Annotated in this window: 18 protein-coding genes; 9 read left to right on the forward strand and 9 right to left on the reverse strand. The window is 69.9% G+C overall.

Going from position 1 to position 19,436, the window contains the following annotated elements:
* Nucleotides 1–81: 81 nt before the first annotated feature.
* On the forward strand, nucleotides 82–783 hold the full coding sequence (locus SACAZDRAFT_RS00440) for a DUF3159 domain-containing protein (protein WP_040927599.1): 702 nt from the start codon (nucleotides 82–84) through the stop codon (nucleotides 781–783).
* 93 nt (nucleotides 784–876) lie between these two features.
* Nucleotides 877–2,013 (forward strand): phosphatase PAP2 family protein, encoded by a 1,137-nt coding sequence (locus tag SACAZDRAFT_RS00445; protein WP_005437580.1) that lies wholly within the window; start codon nucleotides 877–879, stop codon nucleotides 2,011–2,013.
* Nucleotides 2,014–2,664: 651 nt separating this feature from the next.
* Here the strand turns inward: SACAZDRAFT_RS00445 and SACAZDRAFT_RS00450 are convergent.
* The 5 genes from SACAZDRAFT_RS00450 to mptB all read right to left on the reverse strand — a co-directional run bounded on the left by SACAZDRAFT_RS00450 (nucleotide 2,665) and on the right by mptB (nucleotide 8,227).
* Nucleotides 2,665–3,612 (reverse strand): acyl-CoA desaturase, encoded by a 948-nt coding sequence (locus SACAZDRAFT_RS00450; protein ID WP_005437586.1) that lies wholly within the window; start codon nucleotides 3,610–3,612, stop codon nucleotides 2,665–2,667.
* A 146-nt stretch (nucleotides 3,613–3,758) separates the two neighbouring features.
* Nucleotides 3,759–4,730 (reverse strand): COX15/CtaA family protein, encoded by a 972-nt coding sequence (locus SACAZDRAFT_RS00455; RefSeq protein ID WP_005437587.1) that lies wholly within the window; start codon nucleotides 4,728–4,730, stop codon nucleotides 3,759–3,761.
* Between the two features lie 134 nt (nucleotides 4,731–4,864).
* Entirely contained in the window at nucleotides 4,865–5,671 is an 807-nt protein-coding gene (locus SACAZDRAFT_RS00460) for an ABC transporter permease (protein WP_005437588.1), read from the reverse strand.
* Nucleotides 5,668–6,594, reverse strand: coding sequence for an ABC transporter ATP-binding protein (locus tag SACAZDRAFT_RS00465; RefSeq protein WP_005437589.1), 927 nt, complete (start codon nucleotides 6,592–6,594; stop codon nucleotides 5,668–5,670). Before SACAZDRAFT_RS00465 ends, SACAZDRAFT_RS00460 begins: the two co-directional genes overlap by 4 nt.
* 25 nt (nucleotides 6,595–6,619) lie before the next feature.
* Entirely contained in the window at nucleotides 6,620–8,227 is a 1,608-nt protein-coding gene (gene mptB / locus SACAZDRAFT_RS00470; protein ID WP_005437590.1) for a polyprenol phosphomannose-dependent alpha 1,6 mannosyltransferase MptB, read from the reverse strand.
* A gap of 120 nt (nucleotides 8,228–8,347) precedes the next feature.
* Between mptB and SACAZDRAFT_RS00475 the strand changes: the two genes are divergently transcribed.
* The 7 genes from SACAZDRAFT_RS00475 to SACAZDRAFT_RS00505 are packed head-to-tail and all read left to right on the forward strand — an operon-like array spanning nucleotide 8,348 to nucleotide 14,794.
* On the forward strand, nucleotides 8,348–9,184 hold the full coding sequence (locus SACAZDRAFT_RS00475; RefSeq protein WP_005437592.1) for a helix-turn-helix transcriptional regulator: 837 nt from the start codon (nucleotides 8,348–8,350) through the stop codon (nucleotides 9,182–9,184).
* Nucleotides 9,181–10,629, forward strand: a complete 1,449-nt coding sequence (gene sufB / locus SACAZDRAFT_RS00480; RefSeq protein WP_005437594.1) for a Fe-S cluster assembly protein SufB — start codon at nucleotides 9,181–9,183, stop codon at nucleotides 10,627–10,629. Before SACAZDRAFT_RS00475 ends, sufB begins: the two co-directional genes overlap by 4 nt.
* A 1-nt stretch (nucleotide 10,630) precedes the next feature.
* The gene (gene sufD, locus SACAZDRAFT_RS00485; protein ID WP_005437596.1) at nucleotides 10,631–11,803 is read left to right on the forward strand and encodes a Fe-S cluster assembly protein SufD; all 1,173 of its coding nucleotides are present in this window, start codon (nucleotides 10,631–10,633) and stop codon (nucleotides 11,801–11,803) included.
* Nucleotides 11,804–11,849: 46 nt separating this feature from the next.
* Nucleotides 11,850–12,614, forward strand: a complete 765-nt coding sequence (gene sufC, locus SACAZDRAFT_RS00490) for a Fe-S cluster assembly ATPase SufC (protein ID WP_005437598.1) — start codon at nucleotides 11,850–11,852, stop codon at nucleotides 12,612–12,614.
* A 37-nt stretch (nucleotides 12,615–12,651) separates the two neighbouring features.
* Nucleotides 12,652–13,941: a cysteine desulfurase gene (locus tag SACAZDRAFT_RS00495; RefSeq protein ID WP_005437600.1), complete on the forward strand. Its 1,290-nt coding sequence runs from the start codon at nucleotides 12,652–12,654 to the stop codon at nucleotides 13,939–13,941.
* Nucleotides 13,941–14,393, forward strand: coding sequence for a Fe-S cluster assembly sulfur transfer protein SufU (gene sufU / locus SACAZDRAFT_RS00500; RefSeq protein ID WP_005437601.1), 453 nt, complete (start codon nucleotides 13,941–13,943; stop codon nucleotides 14,391–14,393). Before SACAZDRAFT_RS00495 ends, sufU begins: the two co-directional genes overlap by 1 nt.
* Complete coding sequence (locus SACAZDRAFT_RS00505; protein WP_005437604.1) at nucleotides 14,390–14,794, forward strand: metal-sulfur cluster assembly factor; 405 nt, start codon at nucleotides 14,390–14,392, stop codon at nucleotides 14,792–14,794. Before sufU ends, SACAZDRAFT_RS00505 begins: the two co-directional genes overlap by 4 nt.
* 135 nt (nucleotides 14,795–14,929) lie before the next feature.
* On the opposite strand, the gene SACAZDRAFT_RS00510 is transcribed toward SACAZDRAFT_RS00505, so the two are convergent.
* From SACAZDRAFT_RS00510 to SACAZDRAFT_RS00525, 4 genes are read right to left on the reverse strand one after another with little or no spacing between them, the layout of a single operon-like run.
* Complete coding sequence (locus SACAZDRAFT_RS00510; protein WP_005437605.1) at nucleotides 14,930–16,030, reverse strand: serine hydrolase domain-containing protein; 1,101 nt, start codon at nucleotides 16,028–16,030, stop codon at nucleotides 14,930–14,932.
* Nucleotides 16,027–17,643, reverse strand: coding sequence for an ABC transporter ATP-binding protein (locus SACAZDRAFT_RS00515; RefSeq protein ID WP_005437608.1), 1,617 nt, complete (start codon nucleotides 17,641–17,643; stop codon nucleotides 16,027–16,029). Before SACAZDRAFT_RS00515 ends, SACAZDRAFT_RS00510 begins: the two co-directional genes overlap by 4 nt.
* Complete coding sequence (locus SACAZDRAFT_RS00520) at nucleotides 17,640–18,476, reverse strand: ABC transporter permease (protein WP_005437610.1); 837 nt, start codon at nucleotides 18,474–18,476, stop codon at nucleotides 17,640–17,642. The genes SACAZDRAFT_RS00515 and SACAZDRAFT_RS00520 overlap by 4 nt, the downstream gene beginning before the upstream one ends.
* The gene (locus tag SACAZDRAFT_RS00525; RefSeq protein WP_005437612.1) at nucleotides 18,473–19,429 is read right to left on the reverse strand and encodes an ABC transporter permease; all 957 of its coding nucleotides are present in this window, start codon (nucleotides 19,427–19,429) and stop codon (nucleotides 18,473–18,475) included. Before SACAZDRAFT_RS00525 ends, SACAZDRAFT_RS00520 begins: the two co-directional genes overlap by 4 nt.
* Nucleotides 19,430–19,436: the final 7 nt, after the last annotated feature.

The raw sequence follows: 19,436 nt of genomic DNA on the forward strand, positions 1-19,436 counted from the left end.
GGTCATCCTGACGGAGGACCTGTTCGCCTGGTGTCGCGCCGCCCCCCCCCGGCCTGGCCCCGACCCGAAAGAAACACCATCGTGCCCACCACCGTTTCGCCGCCGTCCCACGAACGGCATCTGCTGATCGAGATTCCGCACCTGCGGGCCACCATCACCCGCGCGGTCGTGCTGGCGCTCGAGACCGCGGTCGTGCCCACGCTGCTGTTCATGCTGCTGCTGAACCTGGCGGGCCTCGTCCCCGGACTGCTGGCCGTCCTCGGCTGGAGCGCTTTCGTCGTCGGTCTGCGCAGGCTGATGCGTCGCGAGGTGCCGCACACGCTCCTGCTGGCCACGGGCATGCTCGTCGCCAGAGCGATCGTCGCCCTCATCACGTCGAGTGCGGTCGTGTACGTGCTCCAACCCGTCGTCGGTTCCGTGCTGATGTTCATGCTGTTCGTCGGCAGCGCGGTGCTCGGCAAACCCATCACGGAGCGGCTGGCCCGGGACTTCGTGCACCTGCCCACCGAGCTGTTCGCCAACCGGCGGGTGAAGAAGGTGTTCGTCAACGTCGCGCTCATGTGGGGCGGGTCGCGCCTGCTCGACGCGGCGATGACGCTCGGCTTCCTGCAGTGGGGTGTCGACGCGGGTCTGTTCTCCCGCGGCGTGCTGAGCGGACTCCTGACGGCCCTCACCATCGCGGTGTGCGCGGCACACGGGTGGCGCAAGCTGCGCTCGCTGCCGGGCGTGACGTTGCGGCTGAGCCGCAAGCCCGAACCCGCCGCGGCGCCCGTTCCCGCCTGAGCAGCGCTTCTCGGGGCGTCACTCTCCCGTTCGCGAGCGAGCGCACCGGCGCTCACCACGTGGTATACGGAAAGTGTGCTCACAGCAGGGTCGGTGACGAGCACCACCCGGAGAGCGACCGGCCGGCAGCGAAGCCGGCATCCGAGGTGGTGGGTCGAACTCCTGCTCGGACTCGCGCTCTTCGGCGTCTACGCCGCGTTGGGCGCCCTACCGCTGCCCGGGCACGACCGGCGCGCTCTCGTCAACGGCGAGAGCATCCTCGACCTCGAAGCCGCCCTGCGCGTCGACTTCGAGAAAGCCGTCAACCACTGGCTGGCCGACCAGGGCTGGCTCACCGTCGTGGCGAACTACGAGTACGCGTTCAGCTACCTCGCCGTCACGCTCGCGACGCTGGTGTGGCTGTACCGCCGCCGACCCGAGCACTACGGGTGGGGGCGCGACGCGTTCGTCGTGCTCAATCTCGTCGCGATCCTGTGCTTCTGGCTGTACCCGGTGGCTCCTCCTCGCCTGCTGCCCGACGCGGGGTTCGTGGACACGGTGCGGGTGGGCGGAACCTGGGGCTCGTGGGGCTCGCCCATGGTGGAGGGCGCCAACCAGCTTGCCGCCATGCCCTCGCTGCACATCGGCTGGGCGTTCTGGGCGTCGGTGGCGCTCGCGCGCGCCGCGGCGCCGCGCTGGGCGCAGACCGCCAGCGCGGCGCACGTGGCGGTGACGTTCGCGGTCATCGTCGCCACGGGCAACCACTACTGGCTGGACGCCGTCGGCGGCGTGGCCGTGGTGTGGCTGGGCGTCGTCGGCGCCGCTGCCTGGAGTGTCGTGCGGTCGACGCACGGCGGGCCGGTGATCTGGACCGCTTCCGAAGGGCGGAGACTGTGGCGTACCCGTCAGTACTCCTACACTGACGCCGTGACTGAGACCGCAGCCGACGCCACCACTCCCGCCCCCGTGAAGCCCGCGCAGCTGGCCGCCGCCCGCGCGTTCGTCGCCGACCACGGCAAGCCCGTGAAGGCCGTCGTGCAGCGCATCGGGCGCGCCGGTGCCCGGGTCGTACTCGTGGGCGACGACGGCGCCCTCGGGGACGTCGTGGTGCCGAGCGTCGAGACGGGCGAGGCCCTGATCGAGGCCGTCGACGGTGTGGAGGCCGCCGAGTGGGACGCCGAGACGGTGGGCGCCACCGTGATCGGCGCCGAGCACCGCAGGCGGATGGCGGGTCCACTCGCTCGCCGATGACCGCTCGGGTGCTGTTCGCCGGCTGTCGGCGGGTGCCCGAGGGGACGGGTGACGAGTGACGAGGACGCCGTCGTGCGGGCTCTCACCGACGCCGGGGCGCCGACCCGCTGGGCCGTGTGGGACGACCCGACCGTCGACTTCGCCGCGGCCGAGCTGGTCGTGCTGCGGGCGACGTGGGACTACTCGCAGCGCAGAGACGAGTTCCTCGCGTGGTGCGACACGGTGCCGCGTCTGCGGAACGCCGCTCGGGTCGTGCGCTGGAACACCGACAAGCGCTACCTGCTCGACCTGGCCGCCGCGGGGTTGCCGATCGTGCCCACCGCGCTGGTGGAGGTCGGAGCGGGCGCACACTGGGCTGGCCGCCGCGCCGGGCGGCCCGCCCGCCGGTGCCGAGGAACTCGCCCCGGCCGAGCCGAGTCGCCAGTACCGGGCGTTGGCCGAGGACACCCTGGAGGCGAGCGCCGAACTGCTCGGTGTGGCGCCCGCCGACCTCCTGTATGCGCGGGTGGACGTCGTGACCGGCGACGACGGGCGCCCCGTGCTCCTCGAACTGGAGTTGACGGAGCCGTACCTGGGTTTCACCCACGCCGACCCCGCCGCTCCGTCGCGGCTCGCCTCCGCGGTCCTCGACCAGCTCGGCAGACCCGCTCGCTACGCGACGCGCTTGGCCGCGAGCCGCTCCGGCTTCGGCCAGCGCACGTTGTGGGCCCAGCCGAGCTTCTCGAACATCCAGATCAACCGCGCGGAGATGTCGACCTGCCCGCGCAGCACGCCGTGCCGGGCGCACGTCGGATCCGCGTGGTGGCTGTTGTGCCACGACTCGCCCATCGACAGGATCGCCAGCGGCCAGAAGTTGGCCGCCTTGTCCCGGCTGGCGAACGGCCGCTCGCCCACCATGTGGCAGATCGAGTTCACCGACCACGTCACGTGGTGCGAGAACGCGATGCGCACCAGACCGGCCCAGAAGAACGCGGTGACCGCGCCCCACCACGACCACGTGATGAGCCCGCCCAGCAGAGCGGGCAGACCCAGGCTCGCCACGATCCACAGCCAGAAGTACTTGTTCACGACCTGAAGGTCCTTGTCCGACAACAGGTCGGGCGCGAACCGCTCGTAGTTCGTCACCTCACGCCGGAACATCCAGCCCATGTGCGCGTGCCAGAAGCCGCGGAGCAGGGCCATCGGCGAGGTGCCGAACAGCCACGGCGAGTGGGGGTCGCCCTCCTTGTCGGCGAACGCGTGGTGCCTGCGGTGGCTCGCCACCCAGAAGATGACCGAGCCCTGCACGGCCATGCTGCCGGTGATCGCGAGTGCGATCCGCAGTGCGCGGTTGGTCTTGAAGGCGCCGTGCGTGAAGTACCGGTGGTACCCGACCGTCACGCCCAGGGTGCCGACCGTGTAGAAGACCGCGGCGAGGATGAGGTCGAGCCAGGTGATCCCCCACCCCCAGGCGAAGGGAATCGCGACGACGAGGGCCACGAACGGGATCAGGAGGAACGCCTTCAGCACGATCATCTGTGCGGTGGTGCGCTCTGCCCCGACGAGGGGCTTCGGGCCGGGTTGGCGTTCGTCGCGCGCTTGTACGGTGCTGCTGCTCATCGTGTGCTAGTGACCTCGCATCGCAAAGAAGGGAGAACGGGCAGAAAAGGGATCCCGAACTCAGTGCAGCACAGCGTAGCGGCGATCGCATGCGGACCGAAGACCGTGCTGCGGCGACCCGGGAAAGCGCGTCTGAACAGCGAAAATCAGGCGGCGCCGACGGTGTTGCGCGGGGTCGCCGGAGCGGCACTCACGACCGGGCCACGATCCCGGGTGACGCACCACAGGGCGGCGGTCGCGGCGATCACCAGCATCGAGCCGAGGACGTGCAGCGACACGAGGGGCTCGGGGATGCCGAGTCGGTACTGGACGACGCCGAGCACGCCCTGGGCGACGGCGATGGCCCACACGAGGGCGTACGGCGTCCAGAGTTGCTTCTCGACCCGGGCCCGGTACCACTGGAAGCCCAGGACGATCAGCAGGGCGAGGAACACGTACAGGAACACGGCGTGGACGAGCGTCAGCGTCTCGATCGGGGCGTCCAGGCGCTCGACGTCCGGATCGCCGCCGTGCGGGCCTGCGCCGGTGACCACGGTGCCCGCGACGATGAGCCCCGCCAGGGACACCACGAGGCCGCCGAGGACGGGACGGCTGGCGCGCGGGACACGCGGCGTCGGAGGCTCGTCACCCTCGTTGAACGCGCGCAGGAGGACGACCGCCATCCACACCAGGGCGGCCGACGGCAGGAAGTGCAGTGCGACGGTCCACCAGAGCAGGTCGGCGAGCACGGTGATGCCACCGATCACCGCCTGCGCGACGACGCCCAGGGGCATGATCCACGCCAGCCGGACGAGCCGCTTGCGGCTCGGGTGGTCGAGGTAGACCCGCCACGCCGCGAGGACGCACAGCGCCGCGACGATCACGACCACGATGGTGAGCAGGCGGTTGCCGTACTCGATCCATTGGTTCAGCGTCGCGTACTCGGGGTGTTCGACCGGGACCATGCTGCCGGGGAAGCACTGCGGCCACGTGGGGCAGCCGAGTCCGGAGCCGGTGACCCGCACGATCGAGCCTGTCAGTCCGATGCCGGCCTGGGTGACGATGGCGGCGATGGCGAGGGCTCGTTGGAGCCGGTGCGACGGGTACGGCAGGCGGCCGACGAGCGAAGACAACTGCACGGCCCCAGAGTATTACTACCGCGCGTAGCGCGGCCCTGGAGGGTCGTGGTGGGCGGTCCTGCGTACGGGAACCGCGGACACGCGTGCGTGACCCGCGGACACGCGTGCGTGGGGCGCGGACACGATGCTCGGGGTCAGGTGAGCTTCGTCGTGCGGGTCGCGAGGGCGGTGGCCGCGACGGCCCACGCGGCGAGGACCGCCACGGGAGGCCAGGCGAGGACGCCGTCGGCGAAGGCCGACTGCAGTCCGTCGGCCAGGGCGCCCGACGGCAGGTAGGGCACCACGGCGGCCAGCGGCCCGGGCAGATTGTCGGGGCCGATCACGATGCCGCCCGCGAGCAGCAGCACGAACCACACGATGTTGGCCAGCGCGAGGACGGCCTCGGCCCGCAACGCGCCACCGAGGAGCACACCGAGCGCGCCGAACGCGACCGTTCCGGTCACGAGCAGCAGCAGGGCGCCCGCGAGTCCGGAACCGGTGGGCGACCAGCCGAGCGCCAGCGCGGTGCCACCGAGCACCACGACCTGCACGGCCACGACGACCAACGCCGCGACGAGCTTGCCCAGCACGAGCAGCCAGCGCGGCAGCGCGGTCGCGGCGAGGCGCTTCAGCACCCCGTAGCGGCGGTCGAAGCCCAGCGCGATGGCCTGCCCGGTGAACGCCGAGGACATCACGGCGAGCGCGAGGATGCGCGGTGCCACCCAGTCGACCCGCTGGGTGACGTCGTCGGGGACGGGCACGACGTCCAGGACACTCATGCCCACGAGCAGCGCCAGCGGGATCAGCAGTGTGAGCAGGATCTGCTCGCCGTGGCGCAGGGTGAGGCCGATCTCCGTGCGGGCGTGCGTGAACAGCATCGTGGGAATGCGGCCGCGGCCCGGCGCCGGGGTGAAGGTGCCGGGTTCGAAGCGCGGTCGGCCTGTGGCTCGCGTGGTGCTCACGCCCGTAGCTCCCGTCCGGTGAGTTCGAGGAAGACTTCCTCCAGGTCACGCTTGCCGACGTGCAGTTCCTCGGCGAGTACGCCCTGCTGGGCGCACCACGACGTGACGGTGGAGATCACCTGGGGGTCGACGGGGCCGCACACGCGGTACGACCCCGGGGAGGATTCCTTGACGAGGTAGCCCTCGGGCAGCGCCGCGGCGAGCAGGTCGGTGTCGAGGTCGGGGCGGGCTTTGAAGCGCAGTTGTGCGTCGTCGGCGTGCTCGGAGGTGAGGGTGGTGGGGGAGCCGGAGGCGATGACCCGCCCGCCGTCGACGATCACGACGGTGTCGGCCAACGTCTCGGCCTCCTCCATGAAGTGGGTGGTGAGCAACACGCTCACGCCGTCGTCGCGCAGGGCGGCGAGCAGATCCCACACCAGGCGGCGGGCCTGCGGGTCCATGCCGGCGGTGGGCTCGTCCAGGAAGACCAGCTCGGGGCGTCCCACGAGCGCGCACGCCAGCGAGAGGCGCTGCTGCTGACCGCCGGAGAGGCGTTTGAACGGAGTGCGCAGCACCGTGCCGAGCCCGAGCACGTCGAGGAGCCAGTCGGGGTCCAACGGACTAGCCGCGCACGAGGCCACCAGGCGCACCATGTCCGCGGCGCGCACTCCCGGATAGGCACCGCCGCCCTGGGGCATGACGCCGATACGGGGGCGCAGGGCCGCACCGTCGCGCGCGGGATCCAGTCCCAGTACCCGGACGGTGCCCTCGTCGGGACGCAGGAAGCCCTCGCAGATCTCGACCGTGGTCGTCTTCCCCGCTCCGTTGGGGCCGAGCAGGGCGAGGACGGTGGCTCGGGGCATCGTCAGGTCAAGGCCGGACACGGCCGTGACGGGACCGAACCGCTTCACCAGTCCAGTGATGTCGACGGCCGTTTCGTTCACGACTGACAAGGGTAGAGCGAGTCGTTCAGGACTCGGCCGTCGGGCGACCGCCGGTGTGAGGGACGTCCGGTCTGCCGGGGCGGCGCAGCAGCATCGGCGAGCGCCGCCACGCGATCAGCACCATGAGCGCGACGACGATCACCGCGGCGACGAACGCCTGATGGAGCAGATACGAACGGTTGTCGAACGGGCTCCCCGTGGGCGGGATCAGCAGGGCGAGCGCGGCACTCACCACGGTCGCGGCGTTGCGGAAGCGCGACGTCCCCGCCGCGGCCGCGAGCGGGACCACGGCCCACAGCAGCCACCACGGTTGCATCGACACGTGCAGCATCATGAAGGCGCCGAGCGAGACACCGAGGCCGATGATCGGCCGGTAACGCCAGTGGAAGCTGTCCCAGAGGAACTTCAACGTCACCGCGCCCGCCACGCCGTAGCCCAGCAGGCCGAGGATCGCGATCACGGAGCCGGTGTGGTTGCCGAGGCCGAGCACGATGCCGAGCACACCGCCGAGCTGGCCCAGTTCGGCGACGGGGGACAGCCAGCTCCACACCTTCGACGGCGTTTCCAGGGCGCCGACCCACCCGAGCCCGAGGCCGGTGCCGAAGCTGACGGCCAGCGTGACCGCCACGAAGACGGCGAGCATGAGCGCGGCCGCGGCGGCGAGGTCGGTGAGTCTCCCACGCGCGCGGCGCGCGATCATGACGCCGAAGAACCCGAGCGCCACGATCGCATGGATCTTCACCATCGCCGCGAGGGAGATCACCGCCGCGCCGAGCACGATGAAGGTGAACTCGCCGCGGACCCACGGTGGCGGCGGTTCTCCCTTGACGCGGACGGCGAGGCGTCGCATGCCGAGTTCGAGACCCGCGAGCATGAGCCCGATGCCGAGTGCCTCGTTGTGCGCTCCCGCCACCAGGTGGAACAGCACGAGCGGGTTCGCCGCGCCCAGCCACAGCGCGGTGCCGGGGGCGACGCCGTAGCGGCGCGCCAGCCGGGGCAGCGCCCACACGATGAGGCCGAACCCGACGAGCGCCACGAGGCGTTGCAGCAGGACGCCGACGGCGACGTTCGTGCCCGCGACCCCGGTCAGCCAGCTCCCGATCTCGAGGAACACCGGCCCGTACGGCGCGGGGGTGTCGCGCCACATGTTCGACACGCCCGCCGTGAACGGATCGGCGACCCCGAGCGCCTCGGCGGGGCCGAGGGCGTAGGGGTCGAAGCCGCGCCGCACGATCTCGCTCTGCGCGAGGTAGCTGTAGACGTCGCGGGAGAACAGCGGCGGGATGGCCAGCAGCGGCAACGTCCAGGTGACGAGCGTGCGCGACACCTGGCCCTGGCTCGCGACCCGGTCGCGCCCGGGTCTGGCGAAGCGCCCCAGCCACAGCCAGGCGATGACCATCATTCCCATGCCGGTGAACGCGATCGCGACCGACACGGTGGGGATGCGCGTGAACAGCCGGAGGACGGGGATCTCCAGCACCGGGTTGAGGATCGGCGCCGCGCCCGAGCCGAGAGAACCGAACGCCAGCAGCAGCGCTCCGATGATGCCGAAGCGACGCGTCACCGACAGCGCCCGGGTCTCGTCGGCGTCGAGCGGGTCCGTCAGTCCCGGATCCACCGGTGATCGCGTCATGAGCCCGCCCTTGCCCGAATTCACGGGGTGAGGGTATCGACTCCTCTCTCCACGTGAGTCCGGTCACTCGCCTAAGGGGCCGCCTTTGCCCCGTCCACTGAAATACGACACACTTATGTTGTGAAAAAGCAGGGCGAGCTCGACCAGCAGGACGGCGGCGTGCAGCCGTCTCCTGTGTCCGAGCACCCTGCGCACGGCGCGGTCGAAGGCCGGACCCGCAACGAGGTCGCGAGGCTCCTGCTGGAGCAGGGGCCGTTGTCGGCCGCGGCCGTCGCCGAGCAGTTGGGCATCAGTGCCACCGCGGTGCGCAGACATCTCGACGCGCTGGTGGCCGACGACGAGGCGCAGGCGCGTCAGGCTCCCCGTCGGGGCCGTCGTGGTCGAGGCAGGCCCGCGAAGCTGTTCCTGCTCACCGAGCAGGGTAGGGCCCGGTTCGGTCACGCGTACGACGACCTCGCCGTCTCGGCGATCCGGTTTCTGGCCGAGCACGCCGGGGAACAGGCCGTCAAGGCGTTCGCGGAACGCCGGGTGTCGGCCCTCGTGGGCCCGTACCGCGAGGCCGTGACCCGGCACGCCGACGCCGAGTCGAGGGCCGAGGCCCTTGCCGGTGCCCTCACCAGGGAGGGTTACGCTGCGTCGACCCGCAAGGTGGCCACACCGGGTTCGGCCGCAGCCACGCACGGTGCGCAGCTGTGCCAGCACCACTGCCCGGTCGCGCACGTCGCAGCTGAGTTCCCGCAGCTGTGCGAGGCGGAGACCGAGGCGTTCGCCGAGCTGCTCGGTACGCATGTGCAGCGGCTCGCGACGATCGCACGCGGTGACGCCGCGTGCACCACACACGTACCCGCCGATCCGGTGGGTAGTGAAGGGAGACGTCGACATCCGCCCCCCTCGGCCGAGGAGGCCGAGCACCAGGACATCGACAGTGCAACTCCGAACGGAGGGACTACCGCATGACTGCCGCTGCCGAGCAGCGCAATCCCACCACCGAACCGCTGAGCCAGGAAGAGACCATCGAGTCCCTGGGCAACTATCAGTTCGGTTGGGCCGACCCGGACACGGCGGGCGCGAGCGCTCGCCGGGGACTGAACGAAGACGTCGTCAAGGACATCTCCGCGAAGAAGTCCGAGCCGGAGTGGATGCGCGAGACGCGCCTGAAGGCGCTCAAACTGTTCGAGCGCAAGCCGATGCCGAACTGGGGCGCCGACCTGTCGGGGATCGACTTCGACAACATCAAGTACTTCGTGCGCTCCACGGAGAAGCAGGCCACGAGCTGGGACGAGCTGCCGGAAGACATCAAGAACACCTACGACAAGCTCGGCATCCCCGAGGCGGAGAAGCAGCGCCTCATCGCCGGTGTCGCCGCTCAGTACGAGTCCGAGGTCGTCTATCACCAGATCCGTGAGGACCTGGAGAAGCAGGGTGTCATCTTCCTCGACACCGACACCGGTCTCAAGGAGCACCCGGAGCTGTTCAAGGAGTACTTCGGCTCCGTGATCCCCGCGGGTGACAACAAGTTCTCCGCGCTGAACACGGCCGTCTGGTCCGGTGGCTCGTTCATCTACGTCCCGCCGGGTGTGCACGTCGACATCCCGCTGCAGGCCTACTTCCGGATCAACACCGAGAACATGGGCCAGTTCGAGCGGACGCTGATCATCGTCGACGAGGGCGCGTACGTGCACTACGTCGAGGGCTGCACGGCTCCGATCTACCAGTCGGACTCGCTGCACTCGGCCGTGGTGGAGATCATCGTGAAGAAGGGCGGCCGGTGCCGCTACACGACGATCCAGAACTGGTCGAACAACGTCTACAACCTCGTCACCAAGCGCACCAAGTGCGAAGAGGGCGCGACGATGGAGTGGATCGACGGCAACATCGGCTCCAAGGTGACGATGAAGTACCCGTCGGTCTTCCTCATGGGTGAGCACGCCAAGGGCGAGGTCCTGTCGGTCGCGTTCGCGGGCGAGGGCCAGCACCAGGACGCGGGCGCCAAGATGGAGCACCTCGCGCCGAACACCTCCTCGACGATCGTGTCGAAGTCGGTGGCGCGCGGCGGCGGCCGGACCTCCTACCGAGGCCTGGTGAGGGTCGCGAAGCGGGCCCACAACTCGAAGTCGAACGTCGAGTGTGACGCCCTGCTCGTGGACACCATCTCGCGGTCGGACACGTATCCGTACGTCGACATCCGCAACGACAACGTGTCGATGGGCCACGAGGCCACGGTGTCCAAGGTCAGCGAGGACCAGCTGTTCTACCTGATGTCGCGTGGTCTCAGCGAGGAAGAGGCCATGGCCATGGTGGTGCGCGGGTTCGTCGAGCCGATCGCGCGCGAGCTGCCGATGGAGTACGCCCTGGAGCTCAACCGCCTGATCGAACTGCAGATGGAAGGAAGCGTCGGCTGAGATGACAGTGGCCGAGAACAACGCCGGTGCCACGGCCGCGGCGGCGGAAGCCGTGGTGCCGGCTTTGTCCCGCGGAGAGCGGTTCACCTCGTACGACGTCGCGGCGTTCGAGGTCCCGAGCGGGCGCGAGGAGAACTGGCGATTCACACCGCTGAAGCGGCTGCGGGGCCTGCACGACGGCTCCGCCGCCACCGGCGAGGTGAAGGTGGACGCCGACGTCGCCGCCGAGGTCAAGGTCGAGACGGTCGCGCGCGACGACGCGCGGCTGGGTGAAGCGGGTGTGCCGAGCGACCGGATCGCGGCGCAGGCGTACTCGTCGTTCGAGTCCGCGACCGTCGTGACGGTGCCTCGGGAGACCAAGGCGAGCAAGCCCAGCGTCGTCCGCATCACGGGCCCCGGCGAGGGCCTCACCGCCTACGGGCACGTGCAGGTGCGCGCCGAGCAGTTCGCCGAGGCCGCGATCGTGCTCGACCACGTGGGTTCGGGTACCTACGCCGACAACGTCGAGTTCGTCCTCGGCGACGGTGCTCAACTCACCGTGGTCAGTGTGCAGGACTGGGCCGACGACGCCGTGCACGTCTCCGAGCAGCACTTGCGTCTCGGCCGGGATGCCAAGCTCAAGCACATCGTGGTGACGCTCGGCGGCGACGCGGTGCGGGTCAGCCCCACCGCGACGTTCGCGGAGCCGGGCGGTGACGTCGAGATGCTGGGCCTGTACTTCGCCGACGCGGGCCAGCACCAGGAGCACCGCCTGTTCGTCGACCACGCCGTCCCGCACTGCAGCTCCGACGTGCTCTACAAGGGCGCGTTGCAGGGCAAGGACGCGCACGCGGTCTGGATCGGTGACGTGCTCATCCGCGCTGCCGCGGAGGGCACCGAGACGTTCGAGCTCAACCGCAACCTGGTGCTGACCGAGGGGGCCCGGGCCGACTCGGTGCCGAACCTCGAGATCGAGACCGGCGAGATCGCCAAGGCCGGACACGCCAGCACCACCGGAAGGTTCGACGACGAGCAGTTGTTCTACCTGCAGTCGCGGGGCATCCCGGAGGAAGAGGCGCGCCGGCTGGTGGTGCGCGGGTTCTTCCACGAGGTCCTGATGAAGATCGACCTGCCGGAGGTCCGGGAGCGGCTGGAGGCCGCGATCGAGGACGAGCTCCGCGCGATCGGAATCTGAAGCGTCCCGAGCATTTTTTCGCCACTGACGAGAGAAACGAAGAGGCATGGCAACACTCGAAATCAAGGACCTGCGGGCTGACGTCGTCACCGAGGAGGGCAACAAGGAGATCCTCACGGGCGTCAACCTCACGATCCGGTCGGGCGAGATCCACGCGATCATGGGCCCGAACGGTTCCGGCAAGTCGACCCTGTCGTACGCCATCGCCGGTCACCCCAAGTACGAGGTGACCTCCGGTGAGGTGCTGCTCGACGGCGAGAACATCCTCGAACTCGGCGTGGACGAGCGCGCTCGTGCCGGGCTGTTCCTGGCGATGCAGTACCCGGTCGAGGTGCCCGGCGTGTCGATGTCGAACTTCCTGCGGTCGGCGGCCACGGCCGTGCGCGGCGAAGCGCCGAAGCTGCGGCACTGGGTCAAGGAAGTCAAGGAAGAGATGGGCAAGCTCGACATCGCGCCCGAGTTCGCCGAGCGCAGTGTCAACGAGGGCTTCTCGGGCGGTGAGAAGAAGCGCCACGAGATCCTCCAGCTCGCCCTGCTCAAGCCGAAGATCGCCGTGCTCGACGAGACCGACTCGGGCCTGGACGTCGACGCGCTGCGCGTCGTGTCGGACGCCGTGAACGAGTACAAGGCGAACAACGAGGTCGGCGTCATGCTGATCACGCACTACACGCGCATCCTCAAGCACATCCACCCCGACTTCGTGCACGTGTTCGCGGGCGGGAAGATCGTGGAGTCCGGCGGCAAGGCGCTGGCGGACGAGCTGGAGGAGAACGGGTACGTCAAGTACACCGGTGACAAGGCCGCTGTCTGACGAGGGTGGACAGGGAACGTCGAAAGGAGTTGGCGCGATGACCAGTACGGACTCGCGACCACTGGAGATCACGGCGGTGCGCGCCGACTTCCCGATCCTGTCCCGCACCGTTCGCGACGGCAAACCGCTGGTGTACCTGGACTCCGGCGCGACTTCGCAGCGGCCGACCCCGGTGCTCGACGCGGAACGGCGTTTCGTGGAAACGTCCAACGCGGCGGTGCACCGGGGTGCGCACCAGCTGTCGGAGGAGGCGACGGACGCCTACGAGCAGGCGCGGGAGAAGATCGCCGCGTTCGTCGGCGTCACCTCGGGCGAGGTGGTGTTCACGAAGAACGCCACCGAGGGCATCAACCTCGTCGCCTACGCCATGAGCAACGCGGCGACGGCGGGACCCGAGGCGGAGCGCTTCACCATCAAGCCCGGTGACGAGATCGTCGTCACCGAGATGGAGCACCACGCCAACCTGGTGCCCTGGCAGCAGCTCTGCCGGCGCACGGGTGCCACGCTGCGCTGGTTCGGGGTCACGCCCGACGGCAGGCTCGACCTGTCGCAGCTCGACGAGCTGATCAACGAGCGCACCAAGGTCGTGGCGTTCGCACACCAGTCGAACGTGCTGGGCACGGTCAACCCGGTCGAGCCGCTGGTGCGCAAGGCCCACGAGGTGGGTGCGCTGGTGGTGCTGGACGCGTGCCAGTCGGTGCCGCACTTCGCCGTCGACTTCACCGAGCTGGGTGTGGACTTCGCCGTGTTCTCGGGGCACAAGATGCTCGGCCCGTCCGGCATCGGTGTGCTCTACGGACGCCGCGAACTGCTGGAGGCCATGCCTCCGTTCCTGACCGGTGGATCGATGATCGAGCTGGTGCGGATGGAGGAGTCGACCTTCGCTCCGCCGCCGCAGCGGTTCGAGGCCGGCGTGCCGATGACCTCCCAGGCCGTCGGTCTCGGGGCGGCCGTGGACTACCTGAACGCCGTCGGCATGGACCGCATCGCCGCGCACGAGCACCTGCTCGCGGAACGCGCGCTGGAGAAGCTGTCGGCTCTGCCCGGCGTGCGCATCGTCGGGCCGCCGGACACCGTCGACCGGGGTGCCACCGTGGCGTTCGTGGTCGACGACGTGCACCCGCACGACGTGGGGCAGGTACTGGACAGTCTCGGCATCGCCGTGCGGGTGGGTCACCACTGCGCGTGGCCGCTGCACCGTTCGTGCGGCGTCCCGGCCACGGTGCGGGCCTCGTTCTACCTCTACAACGAGGAGTCCGAGGTCGACGCGCTGGTCGACGGTGTGCGGGAGGCGCAGCGGTTCTTCGGTGTGGGAGGAGCCGCCTGATGGATCTCGAATCCATGTACCAGGAGATCATCCTGGACCACTACAAGAACCCGCACGCGCGCGGACTGAGGGAGCCGTACGACGCCGAGTCGTTCCAGGTGAACCCCACCTGCGGCGACGAGGTGACCCTGCGGGTGCGACTCGACGGCGACCTGGTGGCCGACGTGTCGTACGAAGGGCAGGGGTGCTCGATCAGTCAGGCGTCCACGTCGGTGCTGACCGACCTCGTCATCGGGCATCCGCTCGACGAGGCGCTCGCGAAGCTGGAGGCGTTCACCGAGCTCATGCAGAGCCGCGGTGAGGTCGAGCCCGACGAGGACGTGCTGGAGGACGGCGTCGCGTTCGTCGGCGTCGCGAAGTACCCCGCGCGTGTGAAGTGCGCCTTGCTCGGCTGGATGGCTTTCAAGGACGCTGTGGGTAGGACGTCGACCAGTGAGGTGACAGCACGATGAGCGAGACCGAGACGGCCGACCCCCGCGAGGGGCGCACCGCGGCGGACCTGCCGGAGCAGACCCAGCCCGGTCCCGGCGGTGACGTGGCCAAGATCGAGGACGTCGAGGAAGCCATGCGCGACGTCGTGGACCCCGAGCTGGGGATCAACGTCGTCGACCTGGGCCTCGTCTACGACATCCGCGTGGACGAGGAGAACACGGCCACCATCGACATGACGCTGACGTCGGCGGCGTGCCCGCTGACCGACGTCATCGAGGACCAGACGGCGTCGGTGCTCGTCGGGTCGTCTCCCGTGGTGAAGGACTACCGGATCAACTGGGTCTGGATGCCGCCGTGGGGTCCCGAGAAGATCACCGAGGAAGGCCGTGAGCAGCTGAGGGCGCTGGGCTTCACCGTCTGAGCCGTCCCGGAACTGCACACACACGTCCCTGGAGCGCGGACACGCCGGTGGGGTGAACCCCCTGTCGGCGTGTCCGCGCTTTGCGTACGGATGTTCGACACTCCCGTACGGGTGTTCGCACTTCCCGTACTGCGGTTACGGGCAGCGGCTCAGACAGGCGTGCAGTGCGTCGAGGAGCCGGTTGGCGCGGTCGTCCGTGTCCTCGGGCCGCAGCTCGGCCGGCAGGAACGAGAAACCGACCTCCGCCTCCGGCCACGCACCGTGCCGCCCTCCACCCGCGCCCGAATGTCCGTAGGCGACTTCGGCGGGACCGTACGTGCCGATCGGGTCGGGCAGCTCGAAGCCGAGCCCGAAGTGCACCGGCCGATCGTTGATGACGTCGCGTCCCTCGGCCCACGTCCGGGTGGCCCGGTCCAGCGCGGACCGGGGGACGAGCGAACCCGCGGCGAGCAGGTCGTAGAACGTGGCCATGGCCCGCGCCGACCCCACTCCGCTTCCGGCCGCGAGCTCCGCGCGCCGATACGCCGCCGAGTTGATCACCTCGTCCGAACCGAGCAGCGCCCCGTACATGCGGTTCACGATTGCGCGACGCTCCTCGTCCTGCAGGAACGTGCTGATGCGGTAGTCGGGTGACCGCACCAGGCGCGCGACGCGGGGATCGACCTCGGGCGGCGTACCGAGGTGGAGATCGAGCCCGTGGGGGCGGGCGAAGTCCGCGCGGAGGTGGTCGGCGACCGAACGGCCGGTGGCGTGGCGGACGAGTGCGTCGACGAGGTAGCCGTACGTGAGCGCGTGGTAGGCGACCTTGCTGCCCGGTGTCCACAGTGGTTCCTGCTTGGCGAGGAGGCGTTCCGCCGCCAGGACGTCGAGGAAGTCGTGGTCACCGTCGACATAGGGCAGTCCCGCGGTATGGGACAAGACGTGTGAGACGAGAACGTCGTCGGAGGCGAACTCCGGCCAGTACGTCCTCACAGGAGCATCGGGGTCCAGTTCGGACGCCCGTGTCGCCACCGCCGCGGTGAGTCCCTTGGTGCCGGAAAACAGGACGCAGACCGTGTCCGACGACCACGGTCGCCCGGAGTCGGGGTCGGCGAGCCCGCCCCAGAGGTCGACCACCGTCTCGCCGCGCCGCACGACCGCGAACGCGGCTCCGGCCCGGCTGTCGGCGACGATGTCGTCGAACACCTCCCGGACTTCCTCGAACCCGCGACGGACCGTTCCCTGCGTGTGGCTCATGTGGTCATCCTCGGAGTGTGGGCGAGCAGGTCGCGGGTGTACGGGTGCTGCGGGTCGCCGAGCACCTCCTCGACGGTCCCGGACTCCACGATGAGCCCGTCGCGCAACACCGCGATGTGGTCGGCGACGTGCCGGGCGAGCGCGATGTTGTGGGTGACGAACAGCATCGCCGTGCCCAGTTCCTCACGCAGCGAGCACAGCAGCTCGATGATCGAGGCCTGCACCGACACGTCGAGTGCGGAGGTGACCTCGTCGCACAGCAGGACGTCGGGTGTCGTGACGAGCGCGCGGGCGATCGCGGCGCGTTGCCGTTCTCCGCCGCTGAGCTGGTCGGGCAGCCGGTCGGCGAGGGTCGCGGAGAGCCGCACGCGTTCGAGGGTCTCCGCGACGCGTTCCCGCCGGGCGGTCCGGTCGAGGTCCGTGAGGGTCTCCAGGGGCACCTCCACGGACTGTGCGATGGTCCGGCGCGGATTGAGCGAGGAGAACGGGCTCTGGAACACGTACTGCACGGCGCGCAACTGCTCGGACGTCCGCTTGCGCGTCGACACCGGAAGGGGCGTGCCCGCCAGCGACACGGTGCCGTCGTAGTGCTCGTTCAGGCCCGCCACACACCGGGAGAGCGTGGTCTTGCCGGAACCGGACTCGCCGAGCAGCATGAGGCACTCACCGGGCTGGACCCGCAGATCGACGCCCTGCAGGACGGCCTTGTCGCCGTAGGACACCGACAGCCGGGAGACGGACAACGCGGCGTCCTCGTCCGGCTCGTCCGGCTCGTCGGGCGAGGACGGTTCGGTCGAGGCGGTTCCGAGGTGGGGGACCGCGGCGACCAGTCGCCGGGTGTACGGGTGCGACGGTGTCCGCAGCACTTCGTCCGCCGTTCCCCGCTCGACGATCTCTCCCTCGTACATCACCGCGACCCGGTCGGCCACAGTGGACACCACGGCGAGGTCGTGGGTGATGTAGAGCGCCGCGACGTCGTGCTGGGTGGTCAGCTGCGCGACGGTCTGCAACACCAGCGTCTGGGTCATGACGTCGAGACCGGTGGTGGGTTCGTCGAGGACGACCACGCGTGGGCGGCACGCGAATGCCATGGCGATGCCCACGCGCTGTTGCTGCCCGCCGGAGAGCTGGTGGGGGTAGCGCCGCTGGTAGTCGTCGTCTCCGGGGAGACCGACCTCGCCCAGGACCTCGGCGACCCGCTCGGCCCGTTCGGCGTCGGAGTCGCCGTAGCCGTGGATGTCGAGCACCTCACGGATCTGGACTCCGATGCACAGTGCCGGATTGAGCGACAGTGCCGGATCCTGGGGAACGTACGACACGGTGGTGCCGCGGAACCGGCGGCGGTCGGCCTCGGCCAGGGCCAGGAGGTCCACGGCCTCGCCGTCGCGGGGCCGGGCCAGCACGGTGCCGGCGACGTGGCGGAGTCCCCGCCGCACGTGGCCCAGCGCGGCCAGTCCCGCCGTGGTCTTTCCGGAACCGGACTCGCCGACGAGCGCGAGTACCTCACCGGGCGCGATGTCGTACGACACGCCCTTGAGGACCTCGTCTCCGGCGAGAGTGCCGATCCGGAGATCGTCGACGACGAGTGCGTCGCGTGTGGCGAGTCGCGTCACGACGTCACCTCCCTGTCGCGGCGCGCGGCCGCGGACGCCAGTGAATCGGTGATGAGGTTGGTGCCCACGGTCAGCACGGCGATCGCGAGCACGGGCAGCAGCACGCCCCAGGGCTGGACGACGAGGGCGATGCGGTTCTCGTTGATCATCAGTCCCCAGTCGGCCGTGGGCGGCTGGATGCCGAGCCCGAGGAACGACAGCGAGGCGACGTACCCGATGGAGTAGGTCAGTCGGAGCCCGAGCTCCACCATGAGAGGCCCGGTGATGTTGGGCAGGATCTCCCGCAGCAGCACCTTCCACCGGGGCATGGCGTACATCTCCGCGGCACGGACGAAGTCGCTGCCCACGACCGACGCCGTGGCCTGCCGCGCGACGCGGGCCACGCGGGGCGCGTGCGTGATGCCGATGACGATGACCAACAGCCAGCCCTGCGGTCCGAGCATGGCGATGGCGAGCAGGGCGAACACGAGCTGCGGGAACGACAGCAGCACGTCGTTGCCGCGCATGATCACGGTGTCGAGCAGGCCACCGCGGTAGCCCGCGATCATGCCGAGGGCGGTGCCGAGCACGACCCCGAGCGCGGTGGCCAGCACCGCGTACAGCAGCAGCGTGCCGCCACCGGCGAGGAACCGGCTCAGCACGTCGCGGCCGAGGTCGTCGGTGCCGAGCACACCGGTGTCGGTGAACGGCTTGCCCGTGAACTCGCCGACGTCGTGGCCGGTGAGCAGCGGTCCGAACCACGGCCCGAATACGGCCACCACGACGACCACGCCGGTGAGGACGAGCCCGAGTCTGGCCTGCGGCAGAGAGAGCGCGCGACGGAGAAGGCTCATGAGGACACTCCCGTGCGTTGCTTGGGATCGGCGACGATGCCGAGCACGTCGGCGACGAGGTTGACGAGCACGTAGACGCCCGCGATGAGCAGCGTGATCGACTGCACCACCTCGACGTCCCGGTTGTTCACCGCGTCGATCAGGGCCGCGCCGATTCCGGGGTAGCGGAACAGGAACTCGACCACCACGACGCCCCCGGCGAGCCATGCGAGCTGGAGCGCGACGACCTGGGCCACGGGGCCGATGGCGTGGGGCAGCGCGTGCCGGGTGAGGACCACGCGTTCCGGCAGTCCCTTGAGCCGGGCCATCTCGACGTAGCCGCTGTCGAGGACCTCACTCATCGTCGCTCGCATCATGCGCGTGATGTACGGCGTGACGACGAGCGCGAGCGTGAGCACGGGCAGTACGAGCTGTTCGGGATGCGTCCACACGGGTTCGCCGGGGCGGGCCAGCGTCACCGACGGCAGGATCGGGAACACGGTCGTGGAGAGCACCACGACGAGGGCGACACCGATCACGAACTCGGGCAGCGCGGCCACGACGAGGCTGAACGCGGACACGGTGTGGTCGGCGGCCCGCCCCCGGCGCAGCGCACTCCACGTGCCGAGCAGCAACCCGGCGGCGGTGCTCAGCACGGCGGCCACGACGAGCAGGAGGCCCGAGGCGGGGATGCGGTCGGCGAGCAGCTCGTTGACCGAGCCCTGGGTGGCCGTCGAGGTGCCCAGATCACCCGTCAGCACGCCGCCGAGCCAGTCGAGGTAGCGCTGCCACACGGGTTGGTCGAGTCCGAGTTGCTGGTGCAGGGCGGCGATCCGCTCGGGCGTGGCCTGCTGGCCGAGGATGGCGCGGGCCGGATCACCGGGCAGCAGCAGGGTCGCCACGAACACCAGCAGTGTCACCAGCCAGAGCACCACGACGCTGGCGAGCAGCCGGCGCAGGATCAATCGAGTCACACGGGCC

Source organism: Saccharomonospora azurea NA-128 (assembly GCF_000231055.2).
Classification (GTDB): Bacteria; Actinomycetota; Actinomycetes; order Mycobacteriales; family Pseudonocardiaceae; genus Saccharomonospora; species Saccharomonospora azurea.